This is a genomic window from Actinomadura chokoriensis, from assembly GCF_041463665.1.
Taxonomy (GTDB): Bacteria; Actinomycetota; Actinomycetes; order Streptosporangiales; family Streptosporangiaceae; genus Spirillospora; species Spirillospora chokoriensis_A.
The window spans coordinates 393,088-410,730 of sequence record NZ_JAXCEJ010000002.1; the positions used below are offsets into that span (position 1 = coordinate 393,088).

Here is a 17,643-nt window from a genome sequence, read left to right on the forward strand (position 1 = left end):
GATGACGACCGGACCGGCGGTGCGCGGCGTACGATCTCGCCCGGGAGCGTATCGATGATGAGCAGAGACCGGTCGATGACGAGCGCGGACCGGCGTCCGGTGCTGGCAGCGGCGGGCGCCCTCGCCTTCGCCCTCACCACGGCCCTGAGCGGCTGCGGGTTGATCGGGCAGCCGCAGAACGAGAGCGCCGAGCTGTCGGAATGGTTCACGGTGACCAGCCCGGTCTTCCGCGATGGCGGCGACTTGCCCCCGCGCTACGGCTGCACGACGTACTCTGGCGGGCAGGGGAAGACCCCGCCGCTCCGTTGGTCGGCGCCGGCCGGGACCAAGTCGTTCGCGATCGTCATGGACGACCCGGACGCCGCCGACGGCGCCTATGTCCACTGGGTGATCGCCGGCATCGACGGGACGGTGAACGAGATCGTCGAGGACGCCCGGCTGGACAGGACCGTCGAAGGGTTGACCACAGGCAAGAAGGCGGGCTACGCGCCACCGTGCCCGCCCAAGGGAGAACGGCATCGGTACCGGTTCACCATCTACGCGCTGGACGATCCGGCACCGTTCCAGAACGGCGCCGCACTGAAGGACTCGCTCCCCGCCATCGCCGAGCACACCGTCGGCCGAGGGCGGATCATCGGGAACTTCGGCGGCGAGCAGGCGCGTTGACCGTGGAGCCTGAGTGCACAGGGTCAGGGCGGACCCCTCGGGGGCTGGAGCTGACTGGGGTGTGCGGGTCGGCCGGATCGGCCGATCGGTATGCGCCGTGTGAGGGCAAATGTGCGCGAAGGGTGTGACAACGGTCATAGCGGTCAGACAGAATCGGGTTGAGCCGCGGCGGCGGGAACTCGTGATGGTCCGGACGCTTGCGACAATCGGGACGGACCCGCGGTCCGCGCCGGCGACTCTCGCTGGGCCAAGGCATTGGGTGGTGGCATGACTTCTTACATCGTGGTCTTCGGCCTCATTGTGGTCGTGGTCCTGGTGGTCGTCCTCGTGGCCTTGGGCATGCGGGCCTCCAGAGCGGGTCGCGACGACGACGACTGGATGGACGACGAGCCGCAGCAGCCGCGCGGCCGCCGGGGAGTCCCGCCGCAGGAGCAGATGGGCGGCCAGGACGACTACGGCCCCGGCTACGGCGACGGGTACGACGAGGGCTACGACGGCGGCTACGACCGCGCGCCCGATCCGGTGCCCGACCGCCGCGTCGCCGGCGGGCCGCTCGCCGCGCCCACCGCCGCGCCGTCCCCGCCGCCCCCCGCCCCGAGCGGCCAGCCCTCCGACGAGATGGAGGACGACGACTACTGGGCCACGATCACCTTCGACAAGCCCAAGTTCCCCTGGCAGCACGACCGCGGACACGAGGGCGAGCGCCCGGAGCCCGACTTCGCCGGCGACCCGATGCACGGGCAGGCCCCGCCGCCCGAGCAGCCGCCGGTCGAGCAGCCCCAGCTGACCCAGCCGGTCTCGCTGGGCGCCGACGGCACCGTCCTCAACGGGCTCGGCGGCCACGGAGGCGTGCAGGGCGGCTTGCAGGGCGGCGGCACCGGCCCGCAACAGCTGCCCGCCCCAGGCGGGTTCCAGGGCGGGCCGTTCGGCAACGACCCCGGCTCGACGGCGCTCGACCCGATCCCCACCGACCTCGGCGCCCCGCAGCCGCCCTACGGCGGTCCGGGCGTGCCCGACCAGCAGGTGTACGGCGGGCAGGAGCCGCAGCCCGCGTACGGGGCCGCCGACTACGGCCCCGGCGACCCGTCCTACGGCGGCCAGGACCAGTACGGCGTTCCCGAGCAGCCCCAGTACGGCTCCCGCGAGCCGTCCTACGGCGACTACAACGCCGACCCGCTGGGCGGGCGCCCGGCCGCCGGGCCGCCCCCCGCCCGGCCGGAATTCGACATGCCGCTCGGCCCGTCCGGTACCGGCGGCCCGCGCGGCGGCGACCCGCGGGTGTCCGACCCGCTCGGGCTGCCCCTCGGGCGTCCCGACGAGCCGGCTCCGCCCGCTCCCCCGGCGCCCGCGGCACCGGCGCCGGCCGCGCACGGCGGCTCCGGCGGAGGCACCGACACCGACGGCCACAAGCTCCCGACGGTGGACGAGCTGCTCCAGCGCATCCAGTCCGACCGGCAGCGCGCCGGGGGCCCGGCGACCTCGTCCGACCCGGGCGGCCCCTACGGCGGCGGCTCGTTGAACGACCCGCTCGGCGACCCGCTCGGCACCGGCTCCTACGGGACTAACCCGCCCTCGATGGGCACGAACCCCAGCAGCACGAACCCCGGGAGCACGGGCAACACCGGCCCGTGGCCGTCCGGCGGGCAGGGCGGCGCGTACGACCCGGGGCCCGGGGCCGGCTCGGGCTATGACCCCGGCCTCGGCGGGCAGCCCGGCTACGGGCAGGGCCCGCAGAGCGACGGCTACCCGTCGGCGCCCGCCTACGGCGAGTCCACGCGCTACGAGGACCCGCTCGGCGGCGGTGGCGGCAGCGAGCCGTACGGCGGTTCGGGCGGCGTCTACGGCGACTTCAGCGGCAGCAGCTACAACGGCGGCAACGACCCGCTCGCGGCGCCGCACGACCCGGGCGCACAGGGCGGCTACGCCGACCCGAACTCCACCCAGGCGTACGACCCCGGCTACTACGGCGGCTCCCCGCAGCAGGGCGGGTACCAGGGCGGCCAGCAGAACGACGGCAACCCGTACGGCAACCGCCAGCCCGCCGACGACTGGGAGAACTACCGCCGCTGAGCACAGCACGACCGCACGAGGGCCGCCGGATACGTCATCCGGCGGCCCTCGTCTCTTCCATCGCGCGTGTGCGCACGTGAAGCCGCGCGAATCGTGCTTATATACAGTGTGTGACTTCAAAGCCACGCAACGTGTCCATTTTGCGGCGAGATCTGCTCGCCTCGTTCGTCGTCTTCCTCGTCGCGGTACCGCTGTCCCTCGGCATCGCGGTCGCGTCCGGCGCCCCGGTCGCCGCCGGGCTGATCGCCGCGGTCGCCGGCGGGATCGTCGCCGGGTCGCTCGGCGGCTCCCCGCTCCAGGTCAGCGGTCCCGCCGCCGGGCTCACCGTGCTCGTGGCCGAACTCGTCCAGACCTACGGGTGGCGCACCACCTGCACGATCACCATGCTCGGCGGGCTGGTGCAGCTCCTCCTCGGCGCCGGGCGGGTCGCGCGGGCCGCCCTCGCCGTCTCCCCCGCCGTCGTGCACGGGATGCTCGCCGGGGTCGGCGTCGTCATCGTGCTCGCGCAGGTGCACGTCGTCCTCGGCGGCAGCCCCCAGCAGTCGGCGATCGCCAACCTGCGGGAACTGCCCGGCCAGCTCGCCCGCCCCGACCTGCCTTCGGCGCTGCTCGGCGGGCTGACCGTGCTCGTCCTGCTCTGCTGGGCCAAGCTGCCGCGCGGCGGGCGGCTGCGGCTGGTCCCCGGTCCGCTGCCCGCCGTCGCCCTCGCCACCGCCGCCGCCTGGGGCCTCGCCCTGGCGGTGCCGCGCGTCGACCTGCCGGACTCGCCGCTCGGCGGCTGGAGCGCCCCGGCCCTGCCGCAGGGCTCGCCGATCGGGATCGCCGGGGCGGTCGTCTCCATCGCGCTCGTGGCCGCCGTCGAGTCCCTGCTGTGCAGCGTGGCGGTCGACCGCATGCGGCCGGCCGGGACCCCGCCCGCCGACCTCGACCGGGAGCTGCGCGCGCAGGGCGCCGCGAACACCGCGTCCGGCCTGCTCGGCGGGCTGCCGGTGGCGGGCGTGATCGTCCGCAGCACGGCCAACGTGGACGCCGGCGGCCGCACCCGGCTGTCCCCCGTCCTGCACGGCGTCTGGGTGCTCGGCCTCGCGCTGGCCTGCGCGCCGCTCATCGAGCAGGTCCCGCTGTCGGCCCTCGCCGCGCTGCTGATCGTGCTCGGCGCCCGGCTGGCCGACCTCGCCCGCGTCCGCGACCTGCGGCACCACCGGGAGGCGCCCGCCTACTTCGGCACCCTCGCGGGCGTCGTCCTGCTGGGGCTCGGCGAGGGCGTCCTGGTGGGCGTCGCGATCATGGCGGTGATGGCGCTGCGCAGGCTGACGCGGCTGTCGGTCCGGACGGAGGAGCTCGCGCCCCTGCCGGACGACGGGCCCGTCCCGCCCCGCCGGCATGTGGTCGTCGAGGGGACGTTCACGTTCCTCGGCGTCCCCCGGGTGACGCGGGCGCTGCAGGCCATCCCGGCCGGTTCCAGCGTCGACCTGGACCTCAACGTCGATTTCATGGACCACGCCGCGTTCGACGCGATCCACCAGTGGCGGCTCGCGCACGAGCGCCAAGGGGGGAGGGTCGACATCGACGAGGTTCACGAGGCTTGGTATGAAAGAGCCGTGACAGGCGATATGACTCAGCCGCGCAAGGCGACCCCGTCGGCCCGCTGGTGGGCGCCCTGGGGGAACCGACGGCGCCGCTCCGAGGCCGAGCTCGACGCGCCGGAGACGTCCCCGGCGGCGGTGCTGCTGAACGGCGTCCGCGAGTACCACGACAGCACGGCCCGCCTCGTCCGGCCGATCATGGCCGAGCTGGCGATGGAGCAAAAGCCCCAGCACCTTTTCATCACCTGCGTGGACTCGCGCGTCGTCCCCAACATCATCACCGCGAGCGGCCCCGGCGACCTGTTCATCAACCGCAACGTCGGGGCGCTCGTCCCCCGGCACGGTTCCCGGACGCCGGACGACTCCGTCTCCGCCACCGTCGAGTACGCCGTCAACGTGCTCGACATCCGGACGATCACGATCTGCGGCCACTCCAACTGCGGCGCGATGGCCGCGCTGCTCGCCGGCGGCACCGAGGTCGAGCACCTGACCGGGCTGTCGCGCTGGCTGCGGCACGGGAACCACAGCCTCGCCCGCTTCCTGTCCACCGACCCGGACACCTGGGACGAGCCGCCCCTCACCCGGCTCTGCAAGATCAACGTCATGCAGCAGCTCGACAACCTGCTCACCTACCCGTGGCTCCGGGAGCGGGTCGAGGCCGGCGAGATCGAACTGGTCGGCCTCTACCTGGACCTCTCGTCCGCGGACGTCGAGGTCCTCGATCGCTCCACCGGCACGTTCGCCCGCGTCCCGGACGAGGCCCCCGGCTCCCGGACCCTCACCTGAGCGGGTGCGGGCCGTCCCCCCGTCCGGACGACCCGCACGTCTCCGCTCCGCCGCCGACTCCGGTCAGCGCCGGCTCCGGTCAGCGCCGGCTCCGGTCAGCGTCGTGCCCGGGGCCTTGCGAGACCCCGGCCCCGGGGACGCTGACCGGAGATCTCAGCTCGGTCATGGACTTCCTGTCAGCGTCCGACCAGTTCCTCGTCCCGGCGCGCGTAGTCGCGCACGTACATCCCGGTCACCCGGCGTGCGCGTCGCGCGCGACCGTCGGACGCCGGCAGGAACAGCGCGTCGCGCCTGCTGGCGCGCGAGAAGTCCCACAGGTAGGCAAGGCCCCCAAGCAGCCCGGCGAGCGCGAGGGCCATGAACACGATGATGAACATCTGCGCTCCTCTCAACGGGACCCAGCACCTGGTCCCGCCGCATCACCGATCAAGGCGATCAGCTCTTACCAGGACGGTAAGCGCCTTGTTTCTTACCTTCTGTGTCCGGTGACCTGATTCCGCGGAGTCGCGTGCCGCAGCCGGGAGACGTCATGCCGCGGTCGGAGAACGGGTTTCGACCGTGGTCGGATGACCGGGAGACGCGGGCGGCCGAAGCTGGGCGCCATGACATCACGGACGAAGGCCACCCCGGCGATCAGGGTCGAGGGGCTGACGAAACGGTACGGCCGGCGCACGGTCGTCGACGATCTGACGTTCACGGTCAGGCCGGGCGCGGTGACGGGCTTCTTCGGCCCGAACGGCGCGGGCAAGACCACGGCGCTGAAGGCGGTCGTGGGACTGGCGCGGCCGTCCGCGGGCGCGGTATCGGTGCTGGGGGCGCCGGTGGCCTCGATGGCGCCGGACGCGCGCCGGATCGGCTTCCACATCGAGCCGTGCGGCGCGCACCCCGCCCGGTCGGCCCGCGCGCATCTGCGGGCGCTGGCGCTGTCGGCGGGGCTGCCGCGGCACCGCGTCGAGGAGGTCCTGGAGGTCGCCGAGCTGACGGCGGCGGCGGGCCGCCGGGTCGGCGCCTTCTCGCTGGGGATGCGGCAGCGGCTCGGGCTCGCCGCCGCGCTGCTCGGCGACCCGGAGATCCTGGTGCTGGACGAGCCGGCCAACGGGCTGGACCCGCAGGGGATCCGCTGGCTCCGGACGATGCTGCGGGACCGGGCGGCGAACGGCGGCACGGTGCTGCTGTCCAGTCACCTGCTCGCGGAGGCCGCGCAGACGGTCGACGACGTCGTCGTCATCGACCGTGGCAGGCTGCTGCACGAGGGACCGATCAGTGAGGTGGAGTCGCTGGAGGACATGTTCCTCGAGCTCACCGGAGGGTTGGAGCGATGATCGGCCTGCTTCGAGGGGAACTGCTCAAGTCGGTGACGACCCGTGCCGTGTGGGGTTTCGCGGCCGGGGGGACGGCTTTCGCCGTCCTGAACGCGGTGCTCGTCGCCGTGGCGTCGGGAACGCTCGACGAAGTGCCGGAGAAGAAGGAGGCGCTGTCGGGGCTCCCGGTCCTGCTTCTGCTGTGGGGCCTGGTCGGCGCGGCGGGCGAGTACCGCCACCGGACCGCCGCGCCCACGGCGCTGGTGGCCCGGCGCGGCCGCGGAACCGTCCTGGCGGCGCGGATCGCGGCGTACGCGCTGACGGGTCTCGGGCTGGCGCTGCTGATCAACGCGGTCGCGGTAGGCGTGGCGCTGCCGCTGCTGGCGGACCAGCCCGGCCCGGACCTCACGTCCGGGCAGGTGGCCGGGGTCGTGGCGGGCAACGTCCTGGCGCTCGTGCTGGCGACGGTGCTGGGCGCGGCGCTCGGTGCGCTGATCCGCGGCCCGGTCGTCGGCGCGGTGGTCCTGCTGATCCTGGACCTGGTGGTGCAGCCCCTGGTGGGCGGGGCGTGGGAGCGGGAGGCGAACCTCTCGCCGTTCGGCGCGGCGGGCATCATGACGGGCGGGACCCACAACACGACTCTCACGGTCACACAGGCCGGCGCGGTGTTCGCGGTCTGGACGGTGCTCGTGGTGCTGGTGGCGGTCGAGTGCGAACGACGGCGTGACCTGGCGTGAACGTCGCGGAGAGGATCCGGGCGGTGCGGGGCCTGCGGGCCGCGCACCGCGCGGTGCTGTTCGACATCGTGCTCGCCGTGGCGGCGACCATCGTGGAAGTGGGGCTGCTGTTCAACGACGGGACCCAGGCCGCCCCCCTGCCGATCGCGGTGACCGTCCTCACCGGCGCCGTGCTCTTGGCCCGCCGCCGGTTCGGTGTGGCGGTGACCGCGGTGACGGTCGCGGCGGCGGCCGCGGTGACCGCGGCCGGGTACTCGCCCGGAGGAGCGCCGGCCGTCGTGACGCTGTGGTCGCTCGCCGAAACCCGCGAACGGCGCGTCTCGCTCGCGGTGCTGGCGCCGGTGGCCGTGTTCCTGGAAGCCGACAGCGTCTGCAGCCCGCCCGTGTCGATCGGGGCGTGGATGCTGGGCGCCTACATGCAGACGCGCCGCCGCTACGTCCAGGCGGTGGAGGAACGGGCCGCCACCCTCGAACGCGAGCGGGAACAGCTCGACCTGATCGCGGCGCAGCGCGAACGCGAGTCGATCGCCCGCGAGCTGCACGACATCGTCGCCCACTCGGTGACGGTGATGCTGATCGGGGTCCGCGGCGCCCGGGACGTCCTGGAGAGCGAACCGCAGGTGGCCGCGCGGACACTGGAGCGGGTCGAGACCAGCGCCGAGCAGAGCCTGGCCGAGTTGCGCCGGATCCTCGTCCTGCTGCGCGGACGGCATGCGGCGGAGACGCGACCCCAGCCGTCCCTGGCAGACCTGGACGAACTGGTCGCCGGGTACCGCGCGGCGGGAATGCCGGTCCGGCTGGAGATCGCCGGGGAACCGCTGGACCTGCCGAGCGGGGTGGAGTTGTCCGCCTACCGGATCATCGAGGAGGCGTTGACCAACGCACTGAAACACGCGGGGGCGACACTGGTCACGGTGCGGCTGAGCTACGGCGGAACGGAACTGGAGGTGCGGGTGCACGACGACGGGACGGGAACCGGCGAGCCGGGTCCCGGCGGGCACGGCCTGGTGGGGATGCAGGAGCGGGCCGCGGTGCTCGGCGGCGAACTGGAGGCGGGCCGGTCCCCCGGCGGCGGGTTCCGGGTCGCGGCACGGCTGCCGATCGGGGGGCCGGTGTGACGATCCGGGTGCTGATCGTCGACGACCAGGAACTGATCCGGATCGGTTTCCGGCTGTTCCTGCAGACCCGGGCCGACCTTGAGGTCGTCGGCGAGGCCGCGGACGGCCGCGAGGCCCTCGTGCGGGCGGCGGAGCTACGTCCCGACGTCGTCCTGATGGACGTCCGGATGCCGCGGATGGACGGCGTCGAGGCCACCGCCCTCCTCACCGGTAGGGAGCATCCGCCCCGCGTGCTGATCCTCACCACCTACGACCTCGACGAATACGTGTTCGGCGCGCTGCGTGCCGGGGCGTCGGGATTCCTGCTGAAGGACGCGCCCCGCGAGCGGCTCCTGGAGGCGATCCAGGTCGTCCACCAGGGCGAGGCGCTGCTGTCCCCGTCGATCACCCGCCGCCTGATCGAGGACTACGCGGGCCGCACCGACCCGGTCCGGCCGTCACCGGATCTGCTGTCCGCGCTGACCCCGCGCGAGCGGGAGATGCTCCTGCTCGTGGCCCAGGGCCTGTCGAACCAGGAGATCGCGGCGCGGCTCGTCGTGACCGAGGCCACCGTCAAGAGCCACGTCGGCAGCGTGTTCGCCAAGCTCCACCTCCGCGACCGCGTCCAGGCCGTGGTGCTGGCCTACGAGCACGGCATCGTCGTCCCGGGCCGCCGCCCCGACCCTCTCTGAAAGATCGCCGAACGCTCGATTCGCCAACGCCACCGCCTCGCCGGGACCTCTGGCCGTCGCGGGCGAGGGCGGGCAGCTAGCCGCGTCGGTCGCCCCGGGCTGCCGCTACGGGGGGGTACCGATGGCGGCGCAGTTGCTCATCGTCCCGATCACCGATGCGGCGGGCGGGCACGCCGATCCCGGCGATGCTGGCAACGAGCAATGCTCGTGGCCCGGAGTCACTATGAGTGACTGGACGAATCGTCGGCGTCCGGCCCGTCGGTACGACCGTGCTCGGGCGGCCGGGTCTCAGCGGAGGACGCCGTGAGGTCGAGTGCTGTGCGGACGAGCCGGGCGATCCAGGGCGACCGGCTGCCGGACGGCCAGAGGACCAGAGTCTGGTATGGCGCCGCGTCGAGCACCGGGCGGTAAGTCACGTCGGGCCGGACATTCCTCGCGGCCAGCGACGCGGGCACCAGCGCTACGGCCTGGCCCAGGGCGACTACTTCCAGCAGTTGAGCGCTGTCCTGCACATCCGGGCCGTCGGCCGGTCGATTTGGGTTTCCCAGCCAGTAGCCGCGGTCGACGACTGTCGAGTCACGGTACCGGGGCGCCGGTTCGGCGGCCAGGTCGGCGCTACTGAGGGCATCGCGCTCGGCCGGTTCGTGTCCCGAGGCGAGCGCGGCGACGCGTGGTTCGGTCCTCAGCAGCTCCGAGTCCAGGCCGTGGCCGTCGACACAGGCTGCGATCGCCACGTCCGCACGCCCGTCACGAACCATATCGGCCTGCTCACCGAATCCGCTCACCACGACCTTGATCTCAGGCGCGTCCGGCTCCACGCGGAACTGCCCGCGGATAAGGTGCAGCAACTCCGTGGCCACTCCTGGGTAGGCGGTGACCACGAGCCTGTGGCCGGGCAGTCCCGCGCGCTGCGTCCGGCGTACCGCAGAGTCGAGGGCGCCAAGGACGACGGCCGCCTCCTTGACCAGGGTCTCGCCGGCGTGGGTCAGCGCCAGCCGGTGCTCGGTGCGATCGAAGAGCGCAACCCCCAGCCTGCGCTCCAGTTGCCGCATGGCTCGGGATAGCGGCGGCTGGGCGATGCCGAGCCGCGCGGCCGCGCGGGTGATGTTCAGGTCCTCGGCGACCGCGCAGAAGTAGCGCAATTCGCGAATCTCCGGATCGGGGCATACCTCCAGGGTATGAAGCGGCATTCGATCGGTCCTGGCCTTCGGGCGCTCGGACGGCTGGAGTGGGGGCATGGACACGAACGACGTGGCACGAGAGGTAGCGCTCGTCACCGGGCCAACAAAGGCATCGGCCGGGAAATCGTCCGCCAGCTTGCCCTACAGGGCTTCACCGTTTACCTCGGCACCCGCGATCCGGAGCGCGGTCAGGCGGCCGTCGAAGATCTGAGATCGGTGAAGCACACCGGGGAGTCGACCACCCGGCTGCCCTCGATCGATCGGCCGTCAAGGTTGGCCGACAGCGGGGAGCTGCGGCGTGGCAGCTCAGTCAGGACCCGGGCGGACAGGCCACACATCCAGCTTTCGATTCAAGCGTCTTGCGTCAGGAAACACATGCAATCCGAGTTGTGGTGAGCGGCTAAGGGTGCCGATTGTATCGCTTCATTCGTTTTTGGATCTTTTGTTGTGTTGCGGCACCACTTGCAGTGTCTAGCCTGTCGATCGATGGCGGAACCGATTGCCGCCTCGGCTGGTCAAACCGGGGGAAGCGCGCAAGAGAGCGGCAGCCTGGACGCGTGTTCGCGACACCACGAGAGAGGCGACAGTGAATTATCAGACCATAGTATCGGCGTGCGCAATTCTTATCGCAGTATTATCGCTCGCCGTTTCCATTTTTGAGGCACGGGCGGCACGCGCCCATAATCGTTACTCGGTGAAACCGATGCTACAGCTTCGGCACGTCGCAAAATACGGAAGCTCTGAGGCCGGCGTTAAGATCGCGAACATCGGCCTGGGTCCGGCCGTCATCGACGAAACCATTGTGAAGCTTGATGGAAATCATCTCGGCGAGTGGAATCTCGATACTTATCATGCGATATTCGACCAATTTCCGATCCAACCCCAGGTGAGCACCCTGTTTCATGGAGGCTTGATACCGGCCGGACATCAATATTTTCTCGTACGCATAGAGGATTTCGACGAGAAGGAACATGCCTGGTTCTGGGAACTTGTCACAAATCGGCTTTATATCGAAGTTCGATATAAGTCGTTGTATCGAGACGAGGAGCTCTGCGTTGGCCGCGGAGGCGGGTTTCCTCAAATTTTTGCCACTTGAGATTTAAGCCTCTTGGTCTCACCGACGCGGTCTTGGCCTGCTTTGATGTGACCACCGGGGACGCCCCTCCCGTTCAGGCTGATGATACGAACGTCGACCTGGTCGGCCCAAGCCATTGGCCGTGCGTGTAGCGCGCTGGGTCGGGCATTCAAGCCGATGCTCGATGCGCCCTGAGCGATCTGCCCCTAAAACGCCCTTTGAAGGCTGTTAGAAGGCGGACGAGTCGGCCTGTAAGCCGGGTTCTGTGCCCGCCGTCCCTTGCGGGGCGGCGGGTGACGGCCATCCATCTCGGGCCGCCGTTGCCGACGGCCTCCAGCGGTCTACCCGCAGGCTCGGGCGGGCCGCCCTCAGGCACCTGCGCGGGGCCTCTTGCGGGGCCCCTTCTTGACCTTGCTCCGGGTGGGGTTTACCGAGCCGCCCACGTCACCGTGGGCGCTGGTGAGCTCTTACCTCACCGTTTCACCCTTACCACCGGCGAAGCGGTGGCGGTTTGCTTTCTGTGGCACTGTCCCGCGGGTCGCCCCGGGTCGGCGTTACCGACCACCCTGCCCAGTGGAGCCCGGACTTTCCTCGACGGGGATCGCTCCCCGACGCGGCCGTCCGGCCGGCTCGTCCGCCGTACGACAAGGTTAGCGGGTGCGTAAAGCACTCACGCACCCCGTCGGCGGGGCCTCGCAAGGATGCCTCGCGAAGCCCCGGGGAGGACGGTCAGGGCCTCCCCGGCGCCCGTGGGGTCAGCAGGAAAGGTGGTGGACGTCGTTGAAGCCGCGCAGGGTGGCGGGGCCGTCGGCGTACCAGTCGATGGACGAGATCGCCGCCACCTCCAGGTGCATCCGGTAGAGGGACGACATGGGCGCGCCCAGGGCGTCCTTCACCAGGAGCTTGATGGGCGTGACGTGCGAGACCACCAGCACCGTCTGCTCGCGGTAGCGGATCTTGAGCTTGTCCAAGGCCGTGCGGACGCGGCGGGACACCTGGGCGAAGCTCTCCCCGCCGGGCGGCGCCACGTCGGGGTCGGCCAGCCACGCCCTCATCTCGGCGGGCCAGCCCTTGCCCGCCTCGGCGAACGTGAGGCCCTCCCAATCGCCGAAGTCGGTCTCCCGGAAGGCGTCCTCGACGCGGACGTCCAGGCCGGTGGCGGCGGCGACCTCGGCGGCGGTGTCGCGGCAGCGGGCGAGGGGGGAGGTGACGATCGCGTCGAGCCCGCGGTCCTTCAGGGCGAGGGCGGCGGCGCGGGCCTGGGCGACGCCGGTCGCCGTGAGCGGGATGTCGCCGATCCCGGCGAAGCGCTTCTCGCCCGACAGGGGCGTCTCGCCGTGCCGCAGCAGGACCGTGGTCATCGGGGTGGACGACGGGGGCCGCGGCGGCGGCTCGGGCTCCCCCGGTGTCTCCTCGACCTTGCGAGTCCAGTGCTCGCCGCGGGCGGCGGCGTCCATGGCCTCGTTCGCGAGCCGGTCGGCGTGCGCGTTCCGGTTGCGCGGAATCCAGCCGTAGGACACCGAGCCCAGCGTGGAGGCGAGTTCCTTCGCCTCCAGCGCCAGCGGGATCATGTCCGGGTGCTTGATCTTCCAGCGGCCGGACATCTGCTCCACGACGAGCTTGGAGTCCATCCGGACCTCGACGCGGGCGGACGGGTCGATCCCGGCGGCGGCCGTCAGCCCGGCGATCAGGCCCCGGTACTCGGCCACGTTGTTGGTGGCGTGCCCGATCGACTCGGCGACCTCGGCGAGGACCTCGCCGGTCAGCGCGTCCCGGACGAGGGCCCCGTACCCGGCCGGTCCGGGGTTGCCGCGCGAGCCGCCGTCCGCCTCGACGACCAGCTTGCGGGAACCCCCGCGTCCCGCGCCGGCTGCGTTCACAGGCCGGACTCGGGGGTGCGGACGAGGATGCGGCGGCATTCCTCGCAGCGGACGACCTCGTCCTCGGCGGCGGCCCGGATGTTGTTCAGGTCGACGGTGTTGAGGGCCAGATGGCAGCCCTGGCACGCCCCGCGGAACAGCTTGGCGGCGCCCACGCCGCCGAACTGGCCGCGCAGCTTCTCGTAGAGGGCGAGCAGATCGTCCGGGACGTCCTTGGCGACGGCGGTGCGGGCGGCACTGGTCGTCCCGGCCTCCTCGTCGATCTCCCGCTGGGCGGTGTCGCGCCGTCCGGTGAGCCCGGACAGCTCGTCCTGCGCGGCGGAACGGTCGGCGCGCAGGGCGGCGACCTTCCCCTCGGCCGCCTCCGTCCGCTCCATGATCTCCAGCACGACCTCCTCCAGGTCGGACTGGCGGCGATGCAGCGACTCGATCTCCGCCTGCAGGCTGGACAGGTCCTTGGCGGAGGTCACCTGCCCGGAGTCGAGCCGCGTTCGGTCGCGGTCGGCGCGGGTGCGGACCTGGTCGACGTCCTGCTCGGCCTTCTTCTGCTCCCGCTGCAGGTCGCCGACCTCCGTCTCGGCCGCGACGATCGCGTCGCGCAGCTCGGTCAGGCGTCCCTCCAGCCGCTCGATCTCCGCCAGCTCGGGCAGCGTCCGGCGGCGGTGCGCCAGCCGGTCCAGCGAGCTGTCGAGATCCTGCAGGTCGATCAGGCGAAGCTGGGCTTGCGGTGCGGCTTTCACAATGCTCCTTCTGCGTGAAGGCGCCACGCGTCGGTGACGAGCGTGGACACCCGTGTCTCCAACTTGCCCGCTTCCGGGGAGGACGCGGCCAGCCGGCGTTCGGCGTCGGCGAGCCACGGCCATTCGGTCGCCCAGTGCGCGGCGTCCACCAGGGCGGGCCCGCCGTGCTCGGCGAACTCCGACGCGGGGTGGTGCCGCAGGTCGGCGGTGAGGTAGGCGTCGACACCGGCGGCCTGCGCGGTGCCGAGGAGGGAGTCGCCGGCTCCGCCGCAGACGGCGACGGTGCGGACGACGGCTTCGGGGTCGCCCGCCGCCCGGACGCCCCAGGCGGTGGCCGGCAGCCCGGCGGCGGCCCGCTTCGTGAACTCCCGCAGCGTGACGGGCTCGTCCAGTTCCCCGATCCGGCCGAGGCCGCGGCGCGGATCGTCGTCGGCGGGGACCATCGGGCGCAGCTCGCCGGTGAGGCCGACCGCCCGCGCCAGTGCGTCCGAGACCCCGGGATCGGCCCGGTCGGCATTGGTGTGCGCGGTGTGCAGCGCGACCCCGTTAGTGATCATCCGGTGGATCAGCCGTCCCTTGGGGGTGGTGGCGGCGACCGAGTGCACCCCGCGCAGCAGCAGCGGATGGTGCGTGACCACCAGGTCGGCCTCCCACTCCAGCGCCTCGTCGATCACGGCCACGACCGGGTCGACCGCGAACAGGACCCGTCCGACCTCCTGGTCGGGGTCGCCGCAGACCAGGCCGACGGCGTCCCAGGGCTCCGCCCACCCGGGCGGGTACAGCTCCTCCAGAACCGTGATGACATGGGATAGGCGCACGTCCCGCAGGCTACCGCGCCGAGCCGCTCCCAACGAGCCACCGAGCGTCACCACGGAGCGCCGCGGTCTGTAACGATATGGACGGGACAGTGCACGATGGAGGGGAGAACGCCATGTCGGCCACCGGCGCCGCCGAACCGGAGCCCGTCGGACCCGTTGCGGAACGTCCTTACATGCCCGGGTACGGCATCCAGGGACCGGACGAGGGCAGTGGGCTGCTGCCATGGTCGTGGGCCGTGGAACGGTTGCGCGCGGCGCGCAACTTCTGGGTGTGCACGGTGCGGCCGGACGGACGTCCGCACGCCATGCCCGTGTGGGGCGCATGGTCGGGCGAGGCACTGCTGTTCAGCAGCGCCGTCCCGTCCCGCAAGATGGTGAACCTGCGGGCGAACCCGCAGGTCGTGGTGACCACCGAGGAGGCCGAGAACCCGGTCGTCATCGAGGGGCGAGCCGAGATCGTCACCGAGGCCAAGGATCTTCAGCGGTTCATCGACCTGGTCAACTCCAAGTACGCCACCCGCTATCGTGTCGACTTCCTGGACCCGGAGGTGAACGCCACCGTCGCGGTGCGGCCACAGTCGGTGTTCGGGCTCCGCCAGGGAGATTTCACCGGTTCTCCCACCCGGTGGTCGTTCACGACCTGAATGTCCGCTGGGATCAATCTGGAGACTCATCGCGTTGGAGCCTGTGTGAAGTCACCCTTTCGGCGCCGCAAGCGCGTCAAGGGCCGTCCGATGGGCAACCGCCCCGAGGCGGCCGAGCCGGAGATCGTCGAGTGGCCCCGCGAGGGGACGGGCAAGTCGTCCCTAATGGGGGCCATCCGCGGCGACGGAGAGACCGGCGCGGGCTTCGGCGGCGGCATGTTCGAGGATCTCGCGTCGGCGTTCGAGGGCTCCAAGAAGGTCAAGGTCGAGGAGCAGGAGCGGCAGAAGCTGCTGCGCCAGGACGACCACGAGCAGACCGGGAGCGGCGCCTCCCGCGACGATCTCGACTCCGGCAAGATCCGGATCCGGCGCCACCGGCCCGACGAATAGTGTCCGATTTGTATCGAACATAGGTTCGATTACCGGTTATCCTGCCCTCGTGAGCACCTACGTCCCGCCCGGCTGGCCCTCGCAGGTGCACCCACCGGGCACCGACCGTTTCGAGGACACCGCCCTCGGCTGGCTGCTCGAGCTCGTCCCGCCCGAGTACCGACGCTACGGAGTCCTCCGCCGCTACCCCATCGCCCTCGCCCGGATGGCCCGCCAGCACGTGAGGGCGTCCGTCGAGGCGGCCCGCGAGGGCTTCCGCACCGCCCGCGTCGACCTCGGCGACGCCGTCCCGCCGCACGGCGTCGAGTCCGTCCTGGAGGCCTACCGCCGCGAGGGCGCCCGCCTGGTCGCCGTCCTGCGGGCCGTGGAACTCGTCGAGACGGCCCTGCGCGGCCTCGCCGAGCCCGACGATCCGGCCCACCGCCGCCCCTTCACCCCGAAGCTGTGAGCCCGCCCCCTGGGCGGTGACCAGGTTTCGAAAACTGGACGGGCTCTCCCCACCGCGTCAGCGTCTTTCATCTCCGCCCAATGGACGCCGACTCATGCACCATGGACCCATGGGGATTCTTGAGCAGGTGGCACCGAACCTTGTCGACGTCCTCCGCCGCGACGCCTGGTGGATGGGCTGGAACACGTTACTGGCCTGGATTCCGGTCGGTCTCGCCTTCCTGCTCTTCCGCGGTCACCGCCTTTCCCGGTCGCCGTTCTGGTGGGCGGGTCTCATGCTTTTCATCCTGTTCCTGCCGAACGCGCCCTATGTCGTCACCGACCTGGTCCATCTGCGTCACGACATCATGCTCGCCGACCGCGGCGGCCCGGTGGTGACCGCGATCCTGCCCGTGTACGCGCTGCTCGTCGGGTCGGGTTTCCTCGCCTACCACCTGGCCCTGTCAGCCGCGACCCGCCACCTCACCCGGCTCGGCCTCGGCGCCTGGACCGGCCGGGTCACCGTGGCGGCGCACGCCCTCTGCGCGATCGGAGTCTTCCTCGGCCGCTGGGCCCGGCTGAACAGCTGGGAGCCCGTCGTCGACCCGGGCGCCACCATCGAGCGGATCGTCGTCCACCTGACCTGGACGTGGGCGCCGGTGCTGATCCTCGCCACCTTCCTGGTGACCTGGGCGTGCCATTTCATGACGAAGGCCATCGCCGACGCCTCGTTCGACGCCACGCTGAGGAGCGCCCGCCGCCTGCACGCCACGCTCACGTCCTGACCCGGAGGGGCCCTCAGGCGGCGTAGTTGCGCAGGACGCGGAGGGCGTCGGCGGCGCGCGGGCCGTCGGCGGTCAGCGTGGTCTCGCCGGGGGCCACGCGGCGGGCGCCCACGCGGCAGAACTCGGCGGCCGGGCCGGTGATCCGGGAGGGCGCCGCAGGGTCGCCGAACGTCCAGTGCGCGCCGTCCGGGGCGCTGAGGTCGCAGAACACGGGGGCGTCCGGGAGGCCCTCGACGGAGAAGGCGTAGGGCAGCGAGCGGTGGGCCAGCCAGGCGATGTGCCGGATCCGGTCCGTGTCGGGGTAGGGGATGCCCAGCGGGACGACGATGTCCTGGGCGTGGGCCCAGTGCTCGGCGATCCTCGTCGTGGCGAGCGTGCGGGGAGACAGGGGCGTCCTCACCCAGGACAGGCGCGTGCCCGGCGGCTGGGCGCGCAGGACGTTCACGGTGGCGAAGGCGGCCGTGCGCCAGCGCGCCAGCAGGTCGGCCGGCGGCATGCCGCGCTCGGCGGCGACCATGCCGTCGACCACGCCGTCCACCGTCTCGGCGCCGGACGAGAGGAAGGGCGTGCCCTCGGCGATGGACGGTTTGGTGATCACTTCGTTGGTCTGCGCGAGGTGCAGGACGACGTCGGAGACGGTCCACCCCTCGGCGCCGGAGGGGTGCGCCCACTGCTCCGGGGTCAGGGACGCAAGTGTCGCGTCCAGCTGGTGGTACTCCGCGTTCAGGTCGTCGAAGACATCCGCCATGCCGCCACGATACCGAATCCC

Annotated in this window: 18 protein-coding genes and 1 other RNA gene; 12 read left to right on the plus strand and 7 right to left on the minus strand. The window is 71.9% G+C overall.

All coding sequences use genetic code 11. The features are described from left to right. Positions 1-54: 54 nt before the first annotated feature. The 3 genes from SM418_RS05255 (at position 55) to SM418_RS05265 (ending at position 5,108) form a co-directional block, all read left to right on the plus strand. Positions 55-666: a YbhB/YbcL family Raf kinase inhibitor-like protein gene (locus SM418_RS05255; protein ID WP_371939419.1), complete on the plus strand. Its 612-nt coding sequence runs from the start codon at positions 55-57 to the stop codon at positions 664-666. A gap of 267 nt (positions 667-933) precedes the next feature. Further along, positions 934-2,736, plus strand: a complete 1,803-nt coding sequence (locus SM418_RS05260) for a hypothetical protein (protein ID WP_371939420.1) — start codon at positions 934-936, stop codon at positions 2,734-2,736. Between the two features lie 131 nt (positions 2,737-2,867). After that, positions 2,868-5,108, plus strand: coding sequence for a SulP family inorganic anion transporter (locus SM418_RS05265; RefSeq protein WP_371939670.1), 2,241 nt, complete (start codon positions 2,868-2,870; stop codon positions 5,106-5,108). 176 nt (positions 5,109-5,284) lie between these two features. On the opposite strand, the gene SM418_RS05270 is transcribed toward SM418_RS05265, so the two are convergent. Then, a complete protein-coding gene (locus SM418_RS05270) occupies positions 5,285-5,485 on the minus strand; it encodes a hypothetical protein (RefSeq protein ID WP_371939421.1) in 201 nt (66 codons plus the stop codon). A gap of 225 nt (positions 5,486-5,710) precedes the next feature. Here SM418_RS05270 and SM418_RS05275 point away from each other — a divergent pair, with 225 nt between their 5' ends. The 4 genes from SM418_RS05275 to SM418_RS05290 are packed head-to-tail and all read left to right on the plus strand — an operon-like array spanning position 5,711 to position 8,935. Next, positions 5,711-6,430 (plus strand): ABC transporter ATP-binding protein, encoded by a 720-nt coding sequence (locus SM418_RS05275; protein ID WP_371939422.1) that lies wholly within the window; start codon positions 5,711-5,713, stop codon positions 6,428-6,430. Beyond that, positions 6,427-7,146 (plus strand): hypothetical protein, encoded by a 720-nt coding sequence (locus SM418_RS05280; protein ID WP_371939423.1) that lies wholly within the window; start codon positions 6,427-6,429, stop codon positions 7,144-7,146. Before SM418_RS05275 ends, SM418_RS05280 begins: the two co-directional genes overlap by 4 nt. Further along, positions 7,143-8,264 (plus strand): sensor histidine kinase, encoded by a 1,122-nt coding sequence (locus SM418_RS05285; RefSeq protein ID WP_371939424.1) that lies wholly within the window; start codon positions 7,143-7,145, stop codon positions 8,262-8,264. Before SM418_RS05280 ends, SM418_RS05285 begins: the two co-directional genes overlap by 4 nt. After that, complete coding sequence (locus tag SM418_RS05290; protein WP_371939426.1) at positions 8,261-8,935, plus strand: response regulator; 675 nt, start codon at positions 8,261-8,263, stop codon at positions 8,933-8,935. The genes SM418_RS05285 and SM418_RS05290 overlap by 4 nt, the downstream gene beginning before the upstream one ends. Positions 8,936-9,156: 221 nt before the next feature. On the opposite strand, the gene SM418_RS05295 is transcribed toward SM418_RS05290, so the two are convergent. Beyond that, complete coding sequence (locus SM418_RS05295) at positions 9,157-10,125, minus strand: LysR family transcriptional regulator (RefSeq protein ID WP_371939427.1); 969 nt, start codon at positions 10,123-10,125, stop codon at positions 9,157-9,159. Between the two features lie 577 nt (positions 10,126-10,702). Between SM418_RS05295 and SM418_RS05300 the strand changes: the two genes are divergently transcribed. Further along, the gene (locus SM418_RS05300) at positions 10,703-11,212 is read left to right on the plus strand and encodes a hypothetical protein (protein ID WP_371939428.1); all 510 of its coding nucleotides are present in this window, start codon (positions 10,703-10,705) and stop codon (positions 11,210-11,212) included. Between the two features lie 215 nt (positions 11,213-11,427). Here SM418_RS05300 and rnpB read toward each other — a convergent pair. The 4 genes from rnpB to SM418_RS05320 form a co-directional block, all read right to left on the minus strand. Next, positions 11,428-11,824, minus strand: an RNA gene (gene rnpB, locus SM418_RS05305) — RNase P RNA component class A. A gap of 122 nt (positions 11,825-11,946) precedes the next feature. Next, positions 11,947-13,071 carry a bifunctional RNase H/acid phosphatase gene (locus tag SM418_RS05310; protein WP_371939429.1) on the minus strand — a complete coding sequence of 375 codons (1,125 nt, stop codon included), beginning with the start codon at positions 13,069-13,071 and terminating at the stop codon, positions 11,947-11,949. After that, complete coding sequence (locus tag SM418_RS05315) at positions 13,068-13,811, minus strand: zinc ribbon domain-containing protein (RefSeq protein WP_371939430.1); 744 nt, start codon at positions 13,809-13,811, stop codon at positions 13,068-13,070. Before SM418_RS05315 ends, SM418_RS05310 begins: the two co-directional genes overlap by 4 nt. Continuing rightward, positions 13,808-14,629, minus strand: coding sequence for a Nif3-like dinuclear metal center hexameric protein (locus SM418_RS05320; protein WP_371939431.1), 822 nt, complete (start codon positions 14,627-14,629; stop codon positions 13,808-13,810). The genes SM418_RS05315 and SM418_RS05320 overlap by 4 nt, the downstream gene beginning before the upstream one ends. A 113-nt stretch (positions 14,630-14,742) precedes the next feature. Between SM418_RS05320 and SM418_RS05325 the strand changes: the two genes are divergently transcribed. The 4 genes from SM418_RS05325 (at position 14,743) to SM418_RS05340 (ending at position 16,874) form a co-directional block, all read left to right on the plus strand. Next, positions 14,743-15,273: a pyridoxamine 5'-phosphate oxidase family protein gene (locus SM418_RS05325; RefSeq protein ID WP_371939432.1), complete on the plus strand. Its 531-nt coding sequence runs from the start codon at positions 14,743-14,745 to the stop codon at positions 15,271-15,273. A 45-nt stretch (positions 15,274-15,318) separates the two neighbouring features. After that, complete coding sequence (locus SM418_RS05330; RefSeq protein WP_371939433.1) at positions 15,319-15,663, plus strand: DUF6191 domain-containing protein; 345 nt, start codon at positions 15,319-15,321, stop codon at positions 15,661-15,663. 49 nt (positions 15,664-15,712) lie between these two features. Continuing rightward, positions 15,713-16,111 carry a hypothetical protein gene (locus SM418_RS05335; RefSeq protein WP_371939434.1) on the plus strand — a complete coding sequence of 133 codons (399 nt, stop codon included), beginning with the start codon at positions 15,713-15,715 and terminating at the stop codon, positions 16,109-16,111. Positions 16,112-16,238: 127 nt separating this feature from the next. Then, positions 16,239-16,874, plus strand: coding sequence for a DUF1361 domain-containing protein (locus tag SM418_RS05340; protein ID WP_371939435.1), 636 nt, complete (start codon positions 16,239-16,241; stop codon positions 16,872-16,874). Positions 16,875-16,887: 13 nt separating this feature from the next. Here SM418_RS05340 and SM418_RS05345 read toward each other — a convergent pair whose 3' ends face one another. Further along, positions 16,888-17,622: a maleylpyruvate isomerase family mycothiol-dependent enzyme gene (locus SM418_RS05345; protein WP_371939437.1), complete on the minus strand. Its 735-nt coding sequence runs from the start codon at positions 17,620-17,622 to the stop codon at positions 16,888-16,890. Positions 17,623-17,643: the final 21 nt, after the last annotated feature.